The organism is Tenacibaculum sp. AHE14PA (genome assembly GCF_019278465.1).
In the GTDB taxonomy this organism is placed as follows: domain Bacteria; phylum Bacteroidota; class Bacteroidia; order Flavobacteriales; family Flavobacteriaceae; genus Polaribacter; species Polaribacter bernardetii.
The window spans coordinates 2,655,464-2,675,170 of record NZ_CP058983.1 but is presented as its reverse complement, the minus strand read 5'-3'; the positions used below and the strand labels follow the sequence as shown (position 1 = coordinate 2,675,170).

At 33.1% G+C, this 19,707-nt stretch carries 15 protein-coding genes; 6 read left to right on the top strand and 9 right to left on the bottom strand.

All coding sequences use genetic code 11. The features are described from left to right. Entirely contained in the window at positions 1-4,374 is a 4,374-nt protein-coding gene (gene dnaE, locus H0I30_RS12300; protein WP_218772154.1) for a DNA polymerase III subunit alpha, read from the top strand. 2 nt (positions 4,375-4,376) lie between these two features. Beyond that, positions 4,377-4,733: a hypothetical protein gene (locus tag H0I30_RS12295; protein ID WP_218772153.1), complete on the top strand. Its 357-nt coding sequence runs from the start codon at positions 4,377-4,379 to the stop codon at positions 4,731-4,733. Here the strand turns inward: H0I30_RS12295 and H0I30_RS12290 are convergent, their stop codons facing one another. The 9 genes from H0I30_RS12290 to H0I30_RS12250 form a co-directional block, all read right to left on the bottom strand. After that, positions 4,734-5,576, bottom strand: coding sequence for a S9 family peptidase (locus H0I30_RS12290; RefSeq protein ID WP_218772152.1), 843 nt, complete (start codon positions 5,574-5,576; stop codon positions 4,734-4,736). 13 nt (positions 5,577-5,589) lie between these two features. Next, positions 5,590-6,483 carry a gliding motility-associated ABC transporter ATP-binding subunit GldA gene (gene gldA, locus H0I30_RS12285; protein ID WP_218772151.1) on the bottom strand — a complete coding sequence of 298 codons (894 nt, stop codon included), beginning with the start codon at positions 6,481-6,483 and terminating at the stop codon, positions 5,590-5,592. 123 nt (positions 6,484-6,606) lie between these two features. Continuing rightward, positions 6,607-7,095, bottom strand: a complete 489-nt coding sequence (locus H0I30_RS12280) for a dihydrofolate reductase (protein WP_218772150.1) — start codon at positions 7,093-7,095, stop codon at positions 6,607-6,609. A gap of 20 nt (positions 7,096-7,115) precedes the next feature. Further along, the gene (locus tag H0I30_RS12275; RefSeq protein ID WP_218772149.1) at positions 7,116-7,301 is read right to left on the bottom strand and encodes a hypothetical protein; all 186 of its coding nucleotides are present in this window, start codon (positions 7,299-7,301) and stop codon (positions 7,116-7,118) included. Between the two features lie 63 nt (positions 7,302-7,364). After that, positions 7,365-8,189, bottom strand: coding sequence for a thymidylate synthase (locus H0I30_RS12270; protein WP_218772148.1), 825 nt, complete (start codon positions 8,187-8,189; stop codon positions 7,365-7,367). A 111-nt stretch (positions 8,190-8,300) separates the two neighbouring features. After that, positions 8,301-10,019, bottom strand: coding sequence for a NupC/NupG family nucleoside CNT transporter (locus H0I30_RS12265; protein WP_218772147.1), 1,719 nt, complete (start codon positions 10,017-10,019; stop codon positions 8,301-8,303). 13 nt (positions 10,020-10,032) lie between these two features. Beyond that, positions 10,033-10,641 (bottom strand): bifunctional nuclease family protein, encoded by a 609-nt coding sequence (locus tag H0I30_RS12260; protein WP_218772146.1) that lies wholly within the window; start codon positions 10,639-10,641, stop codon positions 10,033-10,035. A gap of 141 nt (positions 10,642-10,782) precedes the next feature. Next, on the bottom strand, positions 10,783-11,736 hold the full coding sequence (locus tag H0I30_RS12255) for an electron transfer flavoprotein subunit alpha/FixB family protein (RefSeq protein WP_218772145.1): 954 nt from the start codon (positions 11,734-11,736) through the stop codon (positions 10,783-10,785). 93 nt (positions 11,737-11,829) lie between these two features. Next, on the bottom strand, positions 11,830-12,570 hold the full coding sequence (locus H0I30_RS12250; RefSeq protein WP_218772144.1) for an electron transfer flavoprotein subunit beta/FixA family protein: 741 nt from the start codon (positions 12,568-12,570) through the stop codon (positions 11,830-11,832). 213 nt (positions 12,571-12,783) lie between these two features. Between H0I30_RS12250 and H0I30_RS12245 the strand changes: the two genes are divergently transcribed. From H0I30_RS12245 to H0I30_RS12230, 4 genes are all read left to right on the top strand, one after another. Continuing rightward, positions 12,784-13,767, top strand: coding sequence for a pyruvate dehydrogenase complex E1 component subunit beta (locus H0I30_RS12245; RefSeq protein WP_218772143.1), 984 nt, complete (start codon positions 12,784-12,786; stop codon positions 13,765-13,767). 75 nt (positions 13,768-13,842) lie between these two features. Then, positions 13,843-16,371, top strand: coding sequence for a DUF5686 and carboxypeptidase-like regulatory domain-containing protein (locus tag H0I30_RS12240; protein WP_218772142.1), 2,529 nt, complete (start codon positions 13,843-13,845; stop codon positions 16,369-16,371). 103 nt (positions 16,372-16,474) lie between these two features. Continuing rightward, on the top strand, positions 16,475-17,002 hold the full coding sequence (locus H0I30_RS12235; RefSeq protein WP_218772141.1) for an inorganic diphosphatase: 528 nt from the start codon (positions 16,475-16,477) through the stop codon (positions 17,000-17,002). A gap of 118 nt (positions 17,003-17,120) precedes the next feature. Beyond that, a complete protein-coding gene (locus tag H0I30_RS12230) occupies positions 17,121-19,613 on the top strand; it encodes a sodium-translocating pyrophosphatase (protein ID WP_218772140.1) in 2,493 nt (830 codons plus the stop codon). Positions 19,614-19,707: the final 94 nt, after the last annotated feature.

Below are 19,707 nucleotides of genomic sequence, written 5' to 3'. Positions count from 1 at the left end.
ATGTATTTAATTTTTGATACTGAAACTACCGGACTACCTAAAAGTTGGAATGCGCCTATTACTGACACTAATAATTGGCCTAGAGCTACTCAAATCGCGTGGCAATTACATGATGAATTAGGTAATTTAGTTGAGCATAACGATTTTTTAATTAAACCAGACGGATTTAATATTCCGTATGATGCAGAAAGAATTCATGGTATCTCTACCGATTTAGCGCAGGAGCAAGGAATTGAACTTTCTGAAGGTTTAGCGTTATTTAATGAAGCTTTAAGTAAAACAAAATTTATAGTTGGGCAAAATCTTGCTTTCGATATTAATATTATGGGCTGTGAATTCCATCGTTTAGGTGTTGATAACAACTTAACAAAACTACCAATATTAGATACATGTACAGAGCATACAGCAAAAATGTGTCAGATTCCTGGTGGTCGTGGTGGTAAATTTAAATTACCAACATTAACCGAATTACACCAGCATTTATTTGGAGACGGTTTTGGAGATGCGCACAACGCAACTGCCGATGTAGAAGCAACAACTAGATGTTTTTTAGAATTAATTCGTTTACGTCAGTTTACCAAAGAACAACTTCAGGTTACAGACGATTTTTTTGATCGCTACACTCAAAACAACCCAAGTGTTACTCAAATAATCGGACTAAATCACTTAAATCTTAAAAGAGAAAGTGAAAAAATTCGCGCTAGAAAAGAAAAAGCAAAAGGAGATACAACAACAATAAGTACTAATGAAGGTTTAGCTGAGTTAAAAGATAGTCAGTTCGCACACCTTCATAATCATACACAATATTCTGTTTTACAATCTACCATACAAATTGGTAATATTGTAAAAGCTGCTGCAAAAGATAACATGTCGGCAGTAGCAATGACCGATACAGGTAATATGATGGCTGCTTTTCATTTCGTACAAGCAGTTTTAAATCATAACAAAGCTGTTGATTCGGCTAATATTGAAGCTATAGAAAAAGGAGAAGAACCTACTCAAAAACCTTTAAAACCAATTGTTGGTTGTGAATTTAATATTTGTAACGATCACACTAATAAAAGTCAGAAAGACAACGGTTACCAAGTTGTTTTGTTAGCTAAAAATAAAAAAGGATATCACAACTTAGCAAAAATGTCGTCTATTGCTTTTGTTGATGGTTTTTATTACATCCCTAGAATTGATAAAAAAGTAGTAGCACAATATAAAGAAGATATTATTGTACTTACTGGTAGTTTGTACGGTGAAGTGCCAAGTAAAATATTAAATGTTGGTGAAGCGCAAGCTGAAGAAGCATTAATTTGGTGGAAAGAACAATTCGGTGATGATTTGTACATCGAATTGATGCGCCATAATCAAGAAGATGAAAAAGTTGTTAATGAAACACTCTTAAAGTTTTCTAAAAAGCATAACGTAAAAACAGTTGCATCTAACAACACATTTTATTTAATCAAAGAAGATGCCAATGCGCATGATATTTTACTTTGTGTAAAAGACGGTGAAAAACAAGCAACACCTAAAGGTAGAGGTCGTGGTTATCGTTATGGTTTACCAAACGACGAGTACTACTTTAAATCATCTGAAGAGATGAAAACTTTATTTGCAGATCTTCCTGAAGCCATCATTAATATTCAGGAAATTGTAGATAAAATAGAACCTTATACTTTAGCTCGTGATGTTTTATTACCTGCTTTTGATATTGCTGACGAATTTAAAGATGAAAAAGATAATGAAGACGGAGGTAAACGAGGTGAGAATAATTTCTTACGCCATTTAACATACGAAGGTGCAAAAAAACGATATGGCGAAATAACTGATAGTATTCGTGAACGTTTAGATTTTGAGTTGGAAGTAATTGAAAAAACTGGATATCCTGGTTACTTCTTAATTGTTGAAGATTTTATCCGCGAAGCGAGAAACATGGATGTTTCTGTAGGGCCAGGACGTGGTTCTGCCGCTGGATCTGTAGTTGCCTATTGTTTATGGATTACCAATATAGACCCTATTAAATACGATTTACTTTTTGAGCGTTTCTTAAATCCCGAACGTGTATCAATGCCCGATATCGATATTGATTTTGATGATGAAGGGCGTGGTCGTGTAATGGATTATGTAATCGATAAATACGGTGCAAATCAGGTAGCACAAATTATCACATATGGTACTATGGCTGCAAAATCTTCTATTAGAGATACTGCTCGCGTATTAGATTTACCGCTTTTTGAAGCTGATAGAATTGCCAAGTTGATTCCTGGAATGAAGCTAAAGAAAATATTCTCTTTGGATGACAAGACCTTAAAGGAAAAACTTCGTGCTGAAGAAATAGAATTAGTAAACGAACTAAAAAGACTTTCTAATGGAAATGATTTAATGGCAGAGACCATTAATAAAGCTCGGATTTTAGAAGGTTCTGTTCGTAACACTGGTATTCACGCCTGTGGTGTAATTATTACTCCAGATGATATTACCAAATTCGTACCTGTTGCACTTGCCAAAGATTCCGACATGTATGTAACTCAGTTCGACAACTCGGTTGTTGAAGATGCTGGTTTACTAAAAATGGATTTCTTGGGATTAAAAACGTTAACCTTGATTAAGGATACCGTTAAAATTGTAAAAGCACGACACGATGTTCTTTTAGACCCTGAGACCTTTCCGTTAGATGATGTAAAAACCTATGAACTTTTCCAAAGAGGAGAAACTGTTGGTATTTTTCAATATGAATCTCCAGGAATGCAAAAACACATGAGATCTTTAAAACCTACCGTTTTTGAAGATTTAATTGCCATGAATGCCTTGTATCGTCCAGGACCGATGGAATATATCCCTTCTTTTATCCGAAGAAAACACGGAGATGAAGAAATTGAGTACGATTTACCTGCCATGGAAGAATACCTAGCTGAAACCTACGGAATTACCGTATACCAAGAGCAGGTAATGTTATTATCGCAAAAATTAGCCGATTTTACCAAAGGTGAAGCCGATGTTTTACGTAAGGCAATGGGTAAAAAACAAATTGCGGTTCTTGATAAAATGAAACCAAAGTTTGTAAAACAAGCAATTGCAAATGGACATGACGAGAAAAAATTAGAAAAAATTTGGACAGACTGGGAAGCCTTTGCTTCTTATGCTTTTAACAAATCGCACTCTACTTGTTATGCTTGGATCGCTTATCAAACTGCCTATTTAAAAGCCCATTACCCAGCTGAATATATGGCTGCGGTTCTTTCTAACAATATGAACGATATCAAATCGGTTTCATTTTTTATGGAAGAATGTAAACGTGCCGGAATTACCGTTTTAGGCCCTGATGTAAATGAATCTTTTTCTAAATTCTCGGTAAATAAAGAAGGAGCAATCCGTTTTGGAATGGCTGCAATTAAAGGTGTTGGTGGTCTTGCCGTAAAGGCAATTATTAATGAACGTGAAGAGAATGGTCATTTTTCTTCTGTTTTTGATCTTGCTAAACGAGTTGATTTACGGGTGGCAAATAAAAAAGCATTTGAAGGTTTAATTTTAGCTGGCGGTTTCGATTCTTTTACAAATACACACAGAGCACAATATTTTGTGAAGGATGAAAAGAATCAAAAATTTATAGAAAAAGCATTACGTTTTGGTAATAAGTATCAAGAGAATCAGAATTCTTCTCAGGTTTCTTTATTTGGTGGAGCCTCTGAAGAAGAAATGCCCGAACCAATTATTCCTACTTGTGATACTTGGGGAACCATGGAGCTATTAGGAAGAGAGAAAGAAGTAGTAGGTATTTATATTTCTGCGCATCCGTTAGATGATTTTAAAAACGAACTGAAGTTTTGTAACGCTGCACTATCTCATTACAATGATTTACCTAAATACGAAGGCATGGCATTGTCTTTTGGTGGCATCGTAACCGATGTACAGCATCGCATATCAAAAGCAGGAAAAGGTTGGGCTACTTTTTTTATTGAGGATTATAGTGAGAATTTCGAGTTTAGAATTTTTGGTGAAGAATACCTTAGGTTTAAACACTTTTTGGTTCCTAATTCTTTCTTATTTGTAAAAACAATGGTAAAACCAGGTTGGACAAATAAAGAAGGTGTAAAAGGAGAACCAAGAGTTAGCTTTAACGAGTTTTTACTACTTCATGATATTATGGATAAAATGTGTAAAAAAATAACCATAAAGATGCCTTTACAAGATGTAAAAGAAAACAGAATTAAAGATTTACAGCATTTATTTGCAACTAATAGAGGAACTCAGAATTTACATTTTACTATTTGGGATACCGAAGAAAAAATAGAGCTGAATTTACCAAGCAGAAATACTAAAATTAAAATTTCTAATGAATTTTTAAAGTTATTGGATGAGCAACATATTAATTATAAATTGAATTAAAAATGCTTTCTAAACATCTTAACAGTGATGCTTTATTAGTAAAGGCAGTTAATGAAAAACTGTATGCAAATTTAATTACTCAGTTAAATAAAGATTTTAGCTTAGCCAATTTAGCAATTAATTTAACTAAAAACAGCACACCAACTACATTAAAGGACGAGTTAACAAAAGTAATAAAGCATTTAATTCTGGCGGATTTAAACAGCTATAAAAATCTTTTATACATTGTTGATATTCCTGAAACAATGACTTATAAAAAAGAAGCATCAAATATTGACACCTATACCGAAAGTATTGTCTTTTTAATATTAAAAAGAGTTTGGAAAAAAGTATGGTTTCGAGCTAATTATTCTAATTAGTTATTTCTCTAAGAAGTGTAAAATAATTTCACTCACTTTTTCTAATTCAGCAGATAACTGAGTTTCATTCCAAGGATGTTTTACATTAAAAACATGATCTGCTCCTTCAATAACTTGTAGTTTACTTTTAGGATTCCATTCATGCAGTTCTTTTGCTTCATTAATAGAGATTGAAGTGTCATTATCTCCATGGATAATTAAATGCGGAATCTTTAATTGTTCTTCAGCAGATTTGATATTAAGGCGTTTTTCATTATCTTTAAAATCAGTATAAAACTGATAATAATGTGGCATTTGTTGTTTCGTTCTTCCATTTACAACATATTTAACACCAGATTCTTTCCATTCTTTTAAGTTACCAACAGTAGCAGTCCGTTTGCCTAAATCACTAACACTTGCTAATGTAATAAGTTTTGTAATTCTATTATCTTCTGATGCTTTTATTATTGCAATGCCGCCGCCTCTACTATGACCTATTAAATTAATATCGCTTGTATTAAAACTTTCACTGTCTTTAAAATAAGAAGCCGCCCAATCTAACACATCATTTAAATCGTCAAGTTCTTTTGTGTAGTTATTATTCCCGAAGGCTTCTAAATCTGTAAAATCAATAGGATTTTCTATAGTTCCTCCGTTATGAGAGAAGTTAAATTTAACAAAACAAAATCCTACATTAGCTAAATATTCAGCCATTAAATTCCAACCCCCCCAATCTTTAAAACCTTTATAACCATGACAAAAAATAACAATCGGTTGATTACTCTTTTCTCTTGAAGAAAACACATCAATTAAAATAGATTTTTTATCAACTCTATCTAGAATTATGTTCTTTTTGATTCCCATAATAGGAGTTATTCTAATTAGTCAATTCTCTAAACAAGCTTTCTAAATTTTTATTTTCGGTATTTAAACCAAGAATTTTAAGTCCATTTTCTTGCGCAAAATCAAAAATTACTGGGCGCATATCTTCTGATGTTTCAAAAGTAAGTATCCAGTTATTTTCTACCGTATTTTTATAATAAACAATATTTGGTAAACGCTGTATAAATTGTTCTTCTAACTTATAATCAAACGTAACTTTAATTGTTTGTTCCTTGCTTGTTTTAAGTTCAGAAATTGGTTTATCAATAACCAGTTCCCCTTTATTTATAATAATTACACGATCGCAAACCGCCTCTACCTCTTGCATAATATGGGTAGATAATAAAACTGTTTTATTCTTACCAAGCTCTTTAATCAACTCACGAATTTCTACTAATTGATTCGGATCTAAACCTGTGGTTGGTTCATCTAAAATTAACACTGCTGGATTGTGTAAAATTGCTGCTGCCAAACCAACTCGCTGTCTATATCCTTTTGACAGTTTATTGATTTTTTTATGTGCCTCAACTGATAATCCAACTTGTTGAATAACAGTTTCTATTTCTTCTTTTTTAACTTGATGTAATGATGCTTGAAATTGTAAATACTCACGCACATACATATCTAAATACAATGGATTGTGTTCAGGTAAATAACCTATTTTTTTCTGTGCTTCAATTGGGTTTTTAACAACATTTATTCCGCTTACAAAAACAGTTCCTTCACTTGGCTGAATAAATCCGGTTAAGATTTTCATAGTGGTAGATTTTCCTGCTCCGTTTGGACCTAAAAACCCCACTATTTCTCCTTTTCTTGCTTTAAAAGAAATATCATTGACTGCTTTTTGTGTTCCGTAAATTTTGGATATAGAAGTAAGTTGTATTGACATATTTTTATCAATTGAGGTTCTGAAATAAAATCAGAATAACATAAATTATCGTGTCTCTTCGAACGCAGTCGAGAAGTATTTTATACGGTCTCGACTGCGCTCGACTTGACATTTAAGAACCGTTTATTTTCTTTTGTAAGAAACGAAACTGTAATCGTATTTATTTTTTTCATCTGCTTTGCAATCCTCTCTAGATATTTCTTCCCAAACATCTAAATCAATGGTTGGAAAAAAAACATCTGCTTCAAAATCGTGATGAACAATCGTAATATCTAATTGATCAACCAACCCTTTTTCGATGGCTTGTTTATAAACCTGGGCTCCTCCAATTATAAAAACATCCGAAGCTGATTTTGATAATTCAATAGCCTCTTCAATTGAGTTCGCGACCAAACATCCATCTTTAAAATAATCATTATTCCTAGTTATAATAACCGATGTACGATTAGGTAATGGTTTTCCAATACTTTCGAAAGTATTACGCCCCATTAAAATATAATGTCCCGAAGTAACTTTCTTAAATCGTTTTAAATCCGCAGGCAAATGCCAAATTAAATCATTATCTTTTCCTAAAGCATTGTTATTTGCTATTGCAGCAATTATTGTAATCATAGATTGTATTTAATAAATGGCTAGACACTCTTTGCCCACTCTTTAATATAACTTGTTAAATCTCTTTTACTTGTAGTAGCTCCGCCTAAAACATCTGTTTTTATATTATCAACTAAAGTTTCTATTGCTTCTAAAACCTTTTCATCATTAATATCAGCTATTTTATCATACAGAGCATCTTTTAAAACATCAACATTTGTAGTCATTTTCTATATTTTTTAGGTTCCTATTACAAAGCTACTAAAGAAATTATAAAAAATAATGTTAAATTATACTGCTACAGCACCTTTAATATGTGGATGCGGATTATAATCTACTAATTCGAAATCTTCAAAAGTAAAATCTTCAATGTTTTTGATTTCAGGATTCATTTTCATTTTTGGTAATGCCCTTGTTTCTCGAGACAATTGCAATTCTAATTGTTCGATATGATTGCTGTAGATATGTGCATCTCCAAAAGTATGAATAAACTCTCCTGCTTCATAACCACAAACCTGAGCAATCATCATTGTAAATAAAGCATATGAAGCGATATTAAACGGAACACCTAAAAATATATCAGCACTTCGTTGGTATAACTGGCAAGATAATTTTCCGTCTGCTACATAAAACTGAAAAAATGCATGACACGGTGGTAAAGCTGCTTTATCGTTAGCAACGTTTTCAGAAAATGATTTTGAAGTATCAGGCATTACAGAAGGATTCCATGCAGAAACTAACATTCTACGACTGTTCGGATTCGTTTTTAGTGTTTCAATAACATCTTTTAATTGATCAATTTCATCACTATTCCAATTACGCCATTGATGACCATAAACAGGTCCTAAATCGCCGTTTTCATCAGCCCAAGAATTCCATATTTTAACACCGTTTTCTTGTAGATACTTAATATTTGTATCACCTTTTATAAACCAAAGCAACTCATATATAATCGATTTTAAGTGCAACTTCTTTGTAGTTACCATCGGAAAACCTTCACTTAAATCAAAACGCATTTGATAACCAAAAACACTTTTTGTTCCTGTTCCTGTTCTATCACCTTTCTCGTTTCCGTTTTCTAAAACGTGTTTTACTAAATCTAGATATTGCTTCATCTTCTACTTTTGATTTCTGTAAAAATAAAAAAGCTTCAACATTTAATGCTGAAGCTTTTAAAATTATATTAATAAGTTATTAACTATTTAGTTATCTGTGGCGACTCGCCACTACCCAATAATCATACCGGCTATGGTTGCAGACATTAAAGAAGCTATTGTTCCTCCAATTAAAGCCTTAATACCAAATTCTGATAATGTTTTACGTTGCCCTGGTGCTAATGACCCAATACCACCAATTTGAATACCAATGGATGCAAAATTTGCAAATCCGCATAACATATAAGTTGCCATAATAATAGATTTATTATACGTTAAATGCGTTGCGTTTGCAATATTTTTAAGTTCTGCTAACTGAATATACCCAACAAATTCACTTGCAGCTAATTTAATACCTAACAATTGCCCCATTAAAGCCATATCTTCTTTTGCAACACCAATCAACCACATTAAAGGAGCAAAAACATATCCTAAAATTGCCTCTAAAGAAAACTTAGTATAACTTGTATTTGCCGCCATCCAAGTGTTTAGTGATGTGACATCTCCTACCCAACCTAAAACACCATTTATCATAGCTATGAAAGCAATAAAAACTAATAACATTGCTGCTACATTCATTGCTAATTGCAAACCTTCTGTTGTTCCGTTAGCAATAGCATCTAATATATTCGAACCTATTTTATCAGACGAAACCTCAACTTCTGTATTTACTTTTTCTGTTTGTGGATACAAAATTTTAGATATAATTATGGCTCCGGGTGCAGCCATTACTGACGCAGCCAACAAATGCTTTGCATACAATAATCGTAAACCTTCGTCTTCACCTCCCAAAAACCCAATATAAGCTGCTAAAACAGCTCCGGCTACTGTTGCCATACCACCGATCATTACTAATAGTATTTCTGATCGGTTCATTTTTTCTAAATATGCCTTAATCAATAAAGGAGCTTCTGTTTGACCCAAAAATATATTTCCTGCAACAGATAAACTTTCTGCACCTGATATTTTTAACACTTTAGATAAAAGCCATGCTAACGCTTTTACTACTTTTTGAATTAAGCCAAGGTAAAATAATAATGATGTTAATGCCGAAAAGAAAATAATGGTAGGTAATACTTGAAAGGCAAAAATGAATCCGTAAGAACTCATATCTGATACCAAACCACTAAATAGAAATTCACTTCCTGCTCGTGTAAAATCTAATACGCTTACAAATAAACCTCCAACTATTTCAAAAGCTGTTTGAACAAAAGGAACTCTTAAAACACCTATGGCAATAACCAACTGAAAAGCCAATCCTAAACCAACCGTTTTCCAATCAATCCCTTTTCTATTGGCACTAAATAAAAATGCGATAATTAATAAAGAAACCATTCCTAAAACACCACGCCATAAACTCTGTGTAGAAAATCCACTACTTGGTATAATAGCTTCTGACATCTCTGTTTTTTCTTTACCTTGATTTGCTATAAACACTGCGTTATTGCTAGATGTAAAACTATATAACACATCTTTTTCTGCTAATACTAATGCTTCTTCTGTTAATTCAACTACATTATAATAACGAACTGTATCATTAGGTTGTTTGTGATTAAGAATTAATAAATTATTCTGATGAATATAATTTCCTGCTGCTTGTAAACTGTCTTTAGCGAGTATAGAATAATTAAAATCACCTCTAGTTAAGTTTAAAACATCTGATGGATTTACGGCAACTACCGAATTACCATCAGTAGTAGTAATCGATGAAAAACTCCACTTTTTCTCTATGCTCTGACCAAAAGTTAGTATTGATGCACAAAGCATTATGAGAGTAAATAATTTCTTCATTTTATATATTTTATTAAGAACGTTTGCTTATTTCGTCGCGAAGTTCTGCTGCTAACTCATAATCTTCGTTAACTACAGCTTCATTAAGTTGTTCGTGTAATTCTTGTAATGATAAATGCGTATATCCCTTTTCCTCTTCAAACTCATCTTCTAAAGAGAATTCTATCTCGTCAGATTCTAGATCTTCTTCTATAATTAACTCTTCGTCTAGCTTTAAGTAAACACCTGCTTTATCTAAAATATTTTCATAAGTAAAAATAGGTGCTTGAAAACGAACTGCCAGTGCAATTGCATCAGAAGTACGAGTATCAATAACTTCTTCAACTCCTTCTCGCTCGCAAATTAAACTAGAGTAAAAAACACCATCAACAAGTTTATGAATAATAACCTGAGTTACTTTGATAGAGAATTTATCAGAAAATGTTTTAAATAAATCGTGTGTAAGTGGTCTTGGTGGTCGAATTTCTTTCTCTAAAGCGATTGCTATAGATTGTGCTTCGAATGCTCCAATAATAATAGGGAGTGTTCTTGTACCGTCCATTTCACTTAGCACTAATGCATAAGCTCCACTTTGAGTTTGGCTATACGAAATCCCTTTAATAGTTAGTTTTATTAAACTCATGTACAATTATAAAATAACAAAAAGCTGTCTAATTTTAGGCTCTACGCTTCAAATTTAGACAGCCTTCTTAAGTGGGCACAATTTACTAAAAATTATGAGTTGAACTCTAATTTCTATAAAAAGAAAATTTACCCACTAAAATTATGCTTGTTTAAAAGCTTTTAATTTTTCTATTAACTGCGGTACAACTTCAAAAGCATCACCAACAATTCCGTAATCTGCAGCTTTAAAGAAAGGAGCTTCTGGATCTGTATTGATAACCACTTTTACTTTTGATGCATTAATACCAGCTAAGTGCTGAATTGCACCCGAAATACCAATGGCAATATATAAATTTGAAGCTACTGGCTTACCAGTTTGCCCTACGTGTTCACTATGAGGACGCCATCCTAAATCAGAAACTGGTTTAGAACATGCTGTTGCAGCTCCTAAAACAGTTGCTAACTCTTCAATCATTCCCCAGTTCTCAGGCCCTTTCATTCCACGACCTGCAGAAACCACGATATCAGCATCAGCAATAGTTACTGTACCACTAGCTTTATTAATACTTTCTGATTTTACTCCTAGCTCTGGCAAAGTTGCATCAAAACTCTCTGTCGATCCGCTTACCGAATTTTCGTGAGCTCCGTATGAATTCTTTGCTACTCCTACTACTTTTTTCTCTGTTGAGATTTCAGTATTGTTAAATCCTTTATTTGAAAAAGCTTTTCTTCTTACAACAAACGGACTAACACTTGCTGGCAAAGCAACAACATTAGATGCATATCCTGCCTCTAAACCTACAGCAACTAAAGGAGCTACCGTAAAACCATTAATACTAGAATCTATGATTACTGTATTTGCTGATTTTGATTCTGCTACTTGCTTAATAATAGAAGCGTATGCTTTTGCATTAAAAGATGCTACGTCATTTTTTACTTCAATTACTTTTTCTGCTCCGTATGCATATAATTCAGAAGCATCTCCACCGTTGATAGTTAATACCAACATGTCGCTTCCTAATTGTTCTGCTACTTTTTTTCCGTATGAAACTACTTCAAAAGCAGTTTTTTTAAATTTTCCTTCCGATGCATCGGCAAAAACTAATACAGACATATTTTTATGTTTTTTTATGTTATCGCGAGAAAAATAATTTTTAAAACAAATTACCTCACTTTATTCGCAACAACGTGGTTTTAAATCTTACTTTTAAATTGCTTTCGCTTCGTTGTGTAACAAGTCGATTAATTCATCAACAGTATCAACTAACTTTACAGCTCCTTTTTCAGCAGGCTTCTCAAAATTTTGAGTAGCAGTACTTGCAGCAACACCTGTTGGTTCTACTACAGCTAAAGGTTTTTTACGAGCCATCATAATTCCACGCATATTTGGTATACGTAAATCTTTTTCTTCTACTAACCCTTTTTGCCCCGCAATTACCATTGGTAAAGTTGAAGAAACTTTCTCTTCTCCTCCATCAATCTCTCTTCTTAAAGAAACATTTGCCCCATCTATTTCTGCACCTACACAAGCATTTACAAAATTAAAATCAACTAAAGAAGCTAACATCCCTGGTACCATTTGACCGTTATAATCTGCTGATTCTTTACCTGCTAAAACTAAATCGTAACCACCGCTTTTAACAACAGCTGCTAATTCTTTAGCAACCATAAAACCATCGGTAGGTTCTGCGTTTATACGAATTGCATCATCTGCACCAATAGCTAAAGCTTTACGTAAAGTTGGTTCTGTTGAAGCACCTCCTACATTTACAACTGTTACACTAGCACCTTGCTTTTCTTTAAACCACATAGCACGAGTTAAACTAAACTCGTCATAAGGATTTATAACATATTGAACTCCGTTAGTATCAAACTTTGTATTGTTATCTGTAAAGTTAATTTTCGAAGTAGTATCAGGTACATGACTGATACAAACTAATATTTTCATATATCGTTGTTTTTAAGAAACTTAATTTTTGAGCTACGAAGTTACGGTTTTTTTTTAATTTACTATGCATGCATAGTATTTTTTTTAACTTCCTAATTATTTAATAACAGAAGGTTACAAAGGTAAGTAACGATTTGTTTAAGTTAAAAACCTATTTCTTATTTCTATTTTTGTTATTTTTGCAATCTTGATAAACAACTACTAATATAACGTATGAAAACAATACAATTTAGAGAGGCTATTTGCGAAGCTATGAGTGAAGAAATGCGAAGAGACGAGAGCATTTACTTAATGGGTGAAGAAGTAGCTGAATATAACGGAGCTTATAAAGCTTCAAAAGGGATGCTAGATGAATTTGGTGAGAAAAGAGTTATTGATACTCCTATTGCTGAATTAGGTTTTGGTGGTATTGCAGTTGGATCTGCAATGAATGGAAATCGTCCTATTGTTGAATACATGACTTTTAACTTCTCTTTAGTTGGTATTGATCAAATTATTAACAATGCTGCTAAAATTCGTCAAATGAGTGGTGGACAACTAAATTGTCCTATTGTTTTTCGTGGCCCAACAGGTTCTGCCGGTCAATTAGGTGCTACACATTCACAAGCTTTTGAAAACTGGTTTGCAAACACACCAGGTTTAAAGGTTATCGTACCATCTAATCCTTATGATGCAAAAGGTCTATTAAAAGCAGCTATACGTGATGATGATCCAGTTATTTTTATGGAATCTGAACAAATGTATGGTGATAAAATGGAAGTTCCAGAAGGTGAATATATCATTCCTATTGGTGTTGCAGATATTAAAAGAGAGGGTACAGATGTAACGGTAGTTTCTTTTGGTAAAATTATTAAAGAAGCTTATAAAGCTGCGGATGAATTAGCTAAAGAAGGTATTTCTGTTGAAATTATCGACCTACGTACTGTTCGCCCAATGGATCATAATACAATTTTAAAATCTGTAAAGAAAACTAACAGATTAGTAATACTTGAAGAAGCATGGCCTTTTGGTAGTGTATCTTCAGAAATTACTTTTAGAGTACAAGATGAAGCTTTTGATTATTTAGATGCTCCTATAAAAAGAATTACAACTGCTGATACACCAGCACCATATTCACCAGTTTTATTAGCTGAGTGGCTACCAAATGCTAGTGATGTTGTTAAAGCTGTTAAAGATGTTTTATATCTTAACAAGTAATAGAGAAATAAGAAATTAAAAAGAAACAAAAATCCTTTTGACATTTGTCAAAAGGATTTTGCAGTATTAAAAAAAATGAAGAAATCACTCCTAATCCTACTTCTACTCATTACCAGTTCTTTATATTCTCAAATCACATTAAAAGGTAAAGTTGTTGATGAATTTAACAACCCTATGCCTTTTGTTACTGTATTTTTAAAAAATACAGTATTCGGAACGACCACCAACGATGATGGAACATTTTTTTTAAAAACAAAGAGATTTAGAGGTACTCTAGAAGTCTCTTTTATTGGTTTTCAAACACAAACTTTAAAAGTTAATAAAAAAACTAAATACTTAAATATTTCTCTTAGAGAAGAAGCAGATCAATTAGAAGAGGTAATAATTGTTTCGAAACCTAAAAAGCGATTAAAGAAAAAAGAGAACCCTGCATATCGTATTTTAAAAGAAATATGGAAGAGAAAACGAAAAAACGGACTTGATTTAGTTGATAATTATCAATACAAGAGGCAAAGCACTATTGAATTAGGTCTTAATAATTTAGATACTGTTTTTTTAAAAAACATTTTTAAAGATGAATATCAAAAAACAATAGATAAGGTAAAATACGATAGTGATGGTGTTAATTATTACATTCCAATTTATTTAAACGAAGAAGTAGCGAATATATATGGAGATAATAAAAACGAGAATATTAGAGAAGATATTGAAGCTGAAAAATCTGAAGGACTAGGCACGAAAGGTTTTGTTTTTGATAGAATGTCAAACACTTTTCAAGATGTTGATGTTTTTAAAAACAACATCAACTTATTAAGAAAATCTTTTATAAGCCCTTTATCTAACGATGGTTTTGCGACATACGATTATGTACTTTATGACAGCATCGTGAAAAATAACAAAAAATCATACAACATATACTTTTTTCCTATCAGAGATGGGGATCTAGCTTTTCAAGGGAACTTTTGGGTATCTGATAAAACATTTTCTATCGAAAAAATAAAAATGAAAGTCCATAAAAGCATCAACTTAAACTTTGTTAGAGGCTTATCATTTGAAAAAGAGTTTGAAGTAAGAAACGATAGTATTTACATACCTACTAAAAATGCCTATGTAGGTGATTTTACATTTCTTGACAAAAATGAAAGCAACAAAGGGTTAACAATCAAAAAAACAATTCTTTACAACGACTATATATTAGACAAACCACTTGCTAAGGATTTTTACACACAAGAAATTGTTAAAATAAGACCCAACCAATACAGAAAAGAAGACTCCTATTGGAAATCAAAACAAAAGGAAGAAAGCAACTCAACATATAATTTTATAAGTATTGTAAAAGAAAAAAAACAAATTAAAAACATAACTGGCTTAATAAATACGGTTGCTAGTGGATTTATAAATACGCCAGCCGGAATTCAGTTTGGACCATTATGGACAATCTTTGCCAACAACCAAGTAGAAGGCTTCAGAACCAAAGTTGGCTTCAGAACCTTTAAATCTAAAGATGATCGTTTTCGTTTAGGTGGTCACTTAGCCTATGGCTTTAAAGACAAGGAATTTAAATACGGTTTAGAAGGTCGCTATTTATTATCATACAAACCAAGAATAGCAGTTGGGTTGGCATATCAGAAAGATATAGAACAATTAGGAAGTGTTTTATTGAATACTACGCAACTCTTAGGTTCCTCTTTTGGTACCGACGCTTTATTTTCTAGAGGTGACAACTTCTTTTTATCTAAAGTAGAAAAAATTGCTACTAATTTCGATTATCAGATTAAAACCAATTTACACGTAGGTGTTAACTTTTCACATGCAACCATAGAATCTGCATCTCCGAAAGATTTCTCTATGGATTATCTTGATGAAAACGGAAATATTAGATCTGGAATAACAGATGTTGCTTCTGATCTTTACATTTCTTATACACCTGGTCGATTTGTATACGGACTAGGAGTTGAAAGACGTTTTGGGCGTAATATTTTTCCGACTTTAGTCTTGAATTATCGCAGAGGATACAAAGGAGTATTTAACGGATCACATACTTACGATAAATTACAGTTTAAATATAACCAACCTATTCTTTTAAGTAAATTCGGAGTTTTAGATGCTACTCTAGAAGCAGGTAAAACATTTGGTACACTACCAATAGGTTTATTAAACGTAATACCAGCAAACCAAACATTATCATTAACAAAAAACACATTTGCCTTACTAAATTACTATGATTTTGTTACCGACTCTTATTTAGCGACACATTTCGAGCAGCATTTTAATGGCTTCCTCTTAAACAGGGTTCCTTTACTAAAAAAACTTAAACTACGTAGTTTGGTTACTTTTAGAGCTGCATACGGAACCATATCTAAAGAAAACAGAGCTATTAACGATGGTCTAGTAAATAGTAGTGGCGCTGCAAATATTAACTACAACACCCCTAATAAACTCTATTATGAATACAGTGTTGGTCTTGAGAATATTGGGTATGGTAACTTACGTTTTTTACGTATAGATGCTATTTGGAGAAGCAACTACACACCTCCTGCAGGCTCATTTGCTCCACCAACTCCGAAGTTCGCAATACGAATAGGAATTAAACCAGGCTTATAATCATTAGTTTAACAATAAAATAATAGTTCTTTTTTGTTAAAAAACACTAATAAATTATTACTTTTGCAAACCGATTTTTAGAAACGAAGAAAAGCAAGATAATATGACTGCAAAAGAAAGAAAAACAGTAGATGTTTTAATTGAAATACCAAAAGGAAGTAGAAATAAATACGAATACGATTTTGACTTAGGAAAAATTCGTTTCGATAGAATGTTATTTTCATCAATGATGTACCCTGGAGATTATGGTTTCATTCCTGAAACTTTAGCTTTAGATAACGACCCATTAGATGTATTAGTTTTAGGAGCTGAACCAAATTTTCCTATGTGTGTTATGGAAGTAAAACCTATCGGTGTTTTCCATATGGCAGATGAAAAAGGACAAGATGAAAAAATTATCTGTGTTCCTGTTTCTGATCCTATCTGGAGTCAATTAAACGACTTAAAAGATATGAACCCTCACCAAGTTAAAGAAATTACTCACTTTTTTCAAGTTTATAAAGATTTAGAAAAGAAAAAAGTAGATGTTGGTGGTTGGGGAGACGCAAACGAAGCTTATGAAATCTTAGATAAGTGTATCGAGCGTTACGAAAACAGTGAGCATAAAGCAAACGGAGATTTTACTATTTAACCAGTAAAATTATATATAAATTACCAAAACCTCTCAGAACATTCTGAGAGGTTTTTTGTTTAGTCGCTGATTTCGTTATATTTACGAACATCAATTAACTAATCAAAACATAATTTATATGGAATCAATAATGATTTGGATGCCAATTGCAGCTGCTGTAATAGGATTACTTTACATGCTCGTTAAGAAAAAATGGGTAATGAAACAGAATTCTGGAGATGGGAAAATGAAAGAAATTTCTGACCATATTTACGAAGGTGCCTTAGCTTTCTTAAATGCAGAATACAAACTATTAACAGTTTTTGTAATTATCGTTAGTATATTACTGGCAATTGTAGCCTACTTCGTTCCAACAACAAGCTATTTAATCGTAATTGCATTTATATGCGGTGCTATTTTTTCTGCTTTCGCAGGAAACATGGGTATGAAAATAGCGACCAAAACAAATGTAAGAACTACGCAAGCAGCAAAAACAAGTTTACCTAATGCCCTTAAAATTTCTTTTGGAGGCGGAACCGTAATGGGACTCGGCGTTGCCGGATTAGCAGTTTTGGGATTAACTACATTCTTTATCGCTTTCTTTTACTTCTTTACGGGAGGTGTTTGGACAAACACCATGGATATGACAATTGTTCTTGAAACTTTAGCTGGATTCTCTTTAGGTGCTGAAAGTATTGCTTTATTTGCTCGTGTTGGTGGAGGGATCTATACAAAAGCTGCAGATGTTGGTGCCGATTTAGTAGGTAAAGTTGAAGCTGGTATTCCTGAAGATGACCCACGTAACCCTGCTACAATAGCAGATAATGTAGGTGATAACGTCGGTGATGTTGCCGGTATGGGCGCAGATTTATTCGGTTCGTATGTTGCAACAGTTTTAGCTGCAATGGTTTTAGGAAATTATGTTATTAAAGATATGGGAGGAAGTATTTCTGATGCCTTTGGCGGAATTGGACCTATATTATTACCAATGGCAATTGCGGGTATCGGAATTATAATTTCGATAATCGGAACCATGTTGGTGAAAATTAAAAGTAATGATGCTAAAGAGTCTCAAGTAATGGGCGCCTTAAACTTAGGTAATTGGGTTTCTATTGTTTTAGTAGCAATCGCTTGTTTTATTTTATGCAAATGGATGCTTCCAGAAAACATGCAAATGGAATTCTTTGGTGAAGGTCTACAAGATATATCTTCAATGAGAGTTTTTTACGCAACATTGGTTGGGTTGGTTGTTGGTGCTGTTATTTCTTCAGTAACTGAATATTATACTGGCTTAGGAAAATCTCCTATTTTAAAAATAGCACAACAATCTTCTACGGGGGCCGGAACAAATATTATTGCCGGTTTAGCAACAGGTATGATTTCTACATTCCCTTCTGTTTTATTATTTGCTGCCGCAATTTGGTCATCGTACGCTTTCGCTGGATTTTACGGAGTAGCACTAGCCGCGTCCGCAATGATGGCAACTACCGCTATGCAATTAGCTATTGATGCTTTCGGACCAATTGCAGATAATGCTGGTGGAATTGCAGAAATGAGCGAACAAGAACCAATCGTTAGAGAGCGTACAGATATTTTAGATGCCGTTGGTAACACAACTGCCGCAACAGGGAAAGGTTTTGCAATTGCTTCTGCCGCATTAACATCATTAGCTTTATTTGCTGCTTATGTAACATTTACGGGAATAGACGGAATTAATGTTTTTAAAGCACCTGTATTAGCAATGTTGTTTGTAGGAGGAATGGTTCCTGTAGTTTTTTCCGCTTTAGCGATGAATGCCGTTGGTAAAGCAGCCATGGAAATGGTACAAGAAGTAAGACGCCAGTTTAAAGAGATTCCAGGAATAATGGAAGGTACTGGGAAACCAGAATACGATAAATGTGTCGCAATTTCTACAGAAGCTTCTTTAAGGGAGATGATGTTACCAGGATTGTTAACAATCGGATTTCCTTTAATTATTGCTTTTGTTCCAATGTTATTCGGAATGAACAATTTAGCGATTGCCGAAATGTTAGGTGGCTATATGGCTGGTGTTACAGTTTCGGGTGTACTTTGGGCAATATTTCAGAACAATGCTGGTGGCGCATGGGATAATGCTAAAAAATCTTTTGAAGCTGGTGTAGAGATCGACGGAAAAATGACTTATAAAGGTTCAGATGCTCACAAGGCAGCGGTTACTGGTGATACGGTTGGTGATCCTTTTAAAGACACTTCTGGTCCATCAATGAATATTTTAATCAAACTTACCTGCTTAATTGGGTTGGTAATTGCTCCTATTTTAGGCGGCCATAATATTGATGCAAATTCTCATTCCGAAGATATTACCATCACAAAAAATGGTGAAACAGTTAAAGTGGAACTTAAAAATGTTACCTATACTAATGATGACGGTAAAACAAACGTAATTAAAAATGAAATCAGTAAAATTGTAAAAGTAGACATTAGTAAAAATGATGACGGAACTGCAAAAGCCATAATCACGACAGCTACAACCGAAAACGGAGAAGAGATTACAAAAGAAGAAGTTATAGAAGGAACTTTAGCCGAGGTGAAAAACAAAATAAAAGCCTTTGAAAAAAGCGGAGAGAGAATTAAAATTAACGTTACGGAATAAGATCATAAAACCGTTGTAGAAATAACGGTTGATATTGAAAAAGTAGAGTAATTTAACAACCATATTTTATAGAAACCCGATAGTTATATTCTAT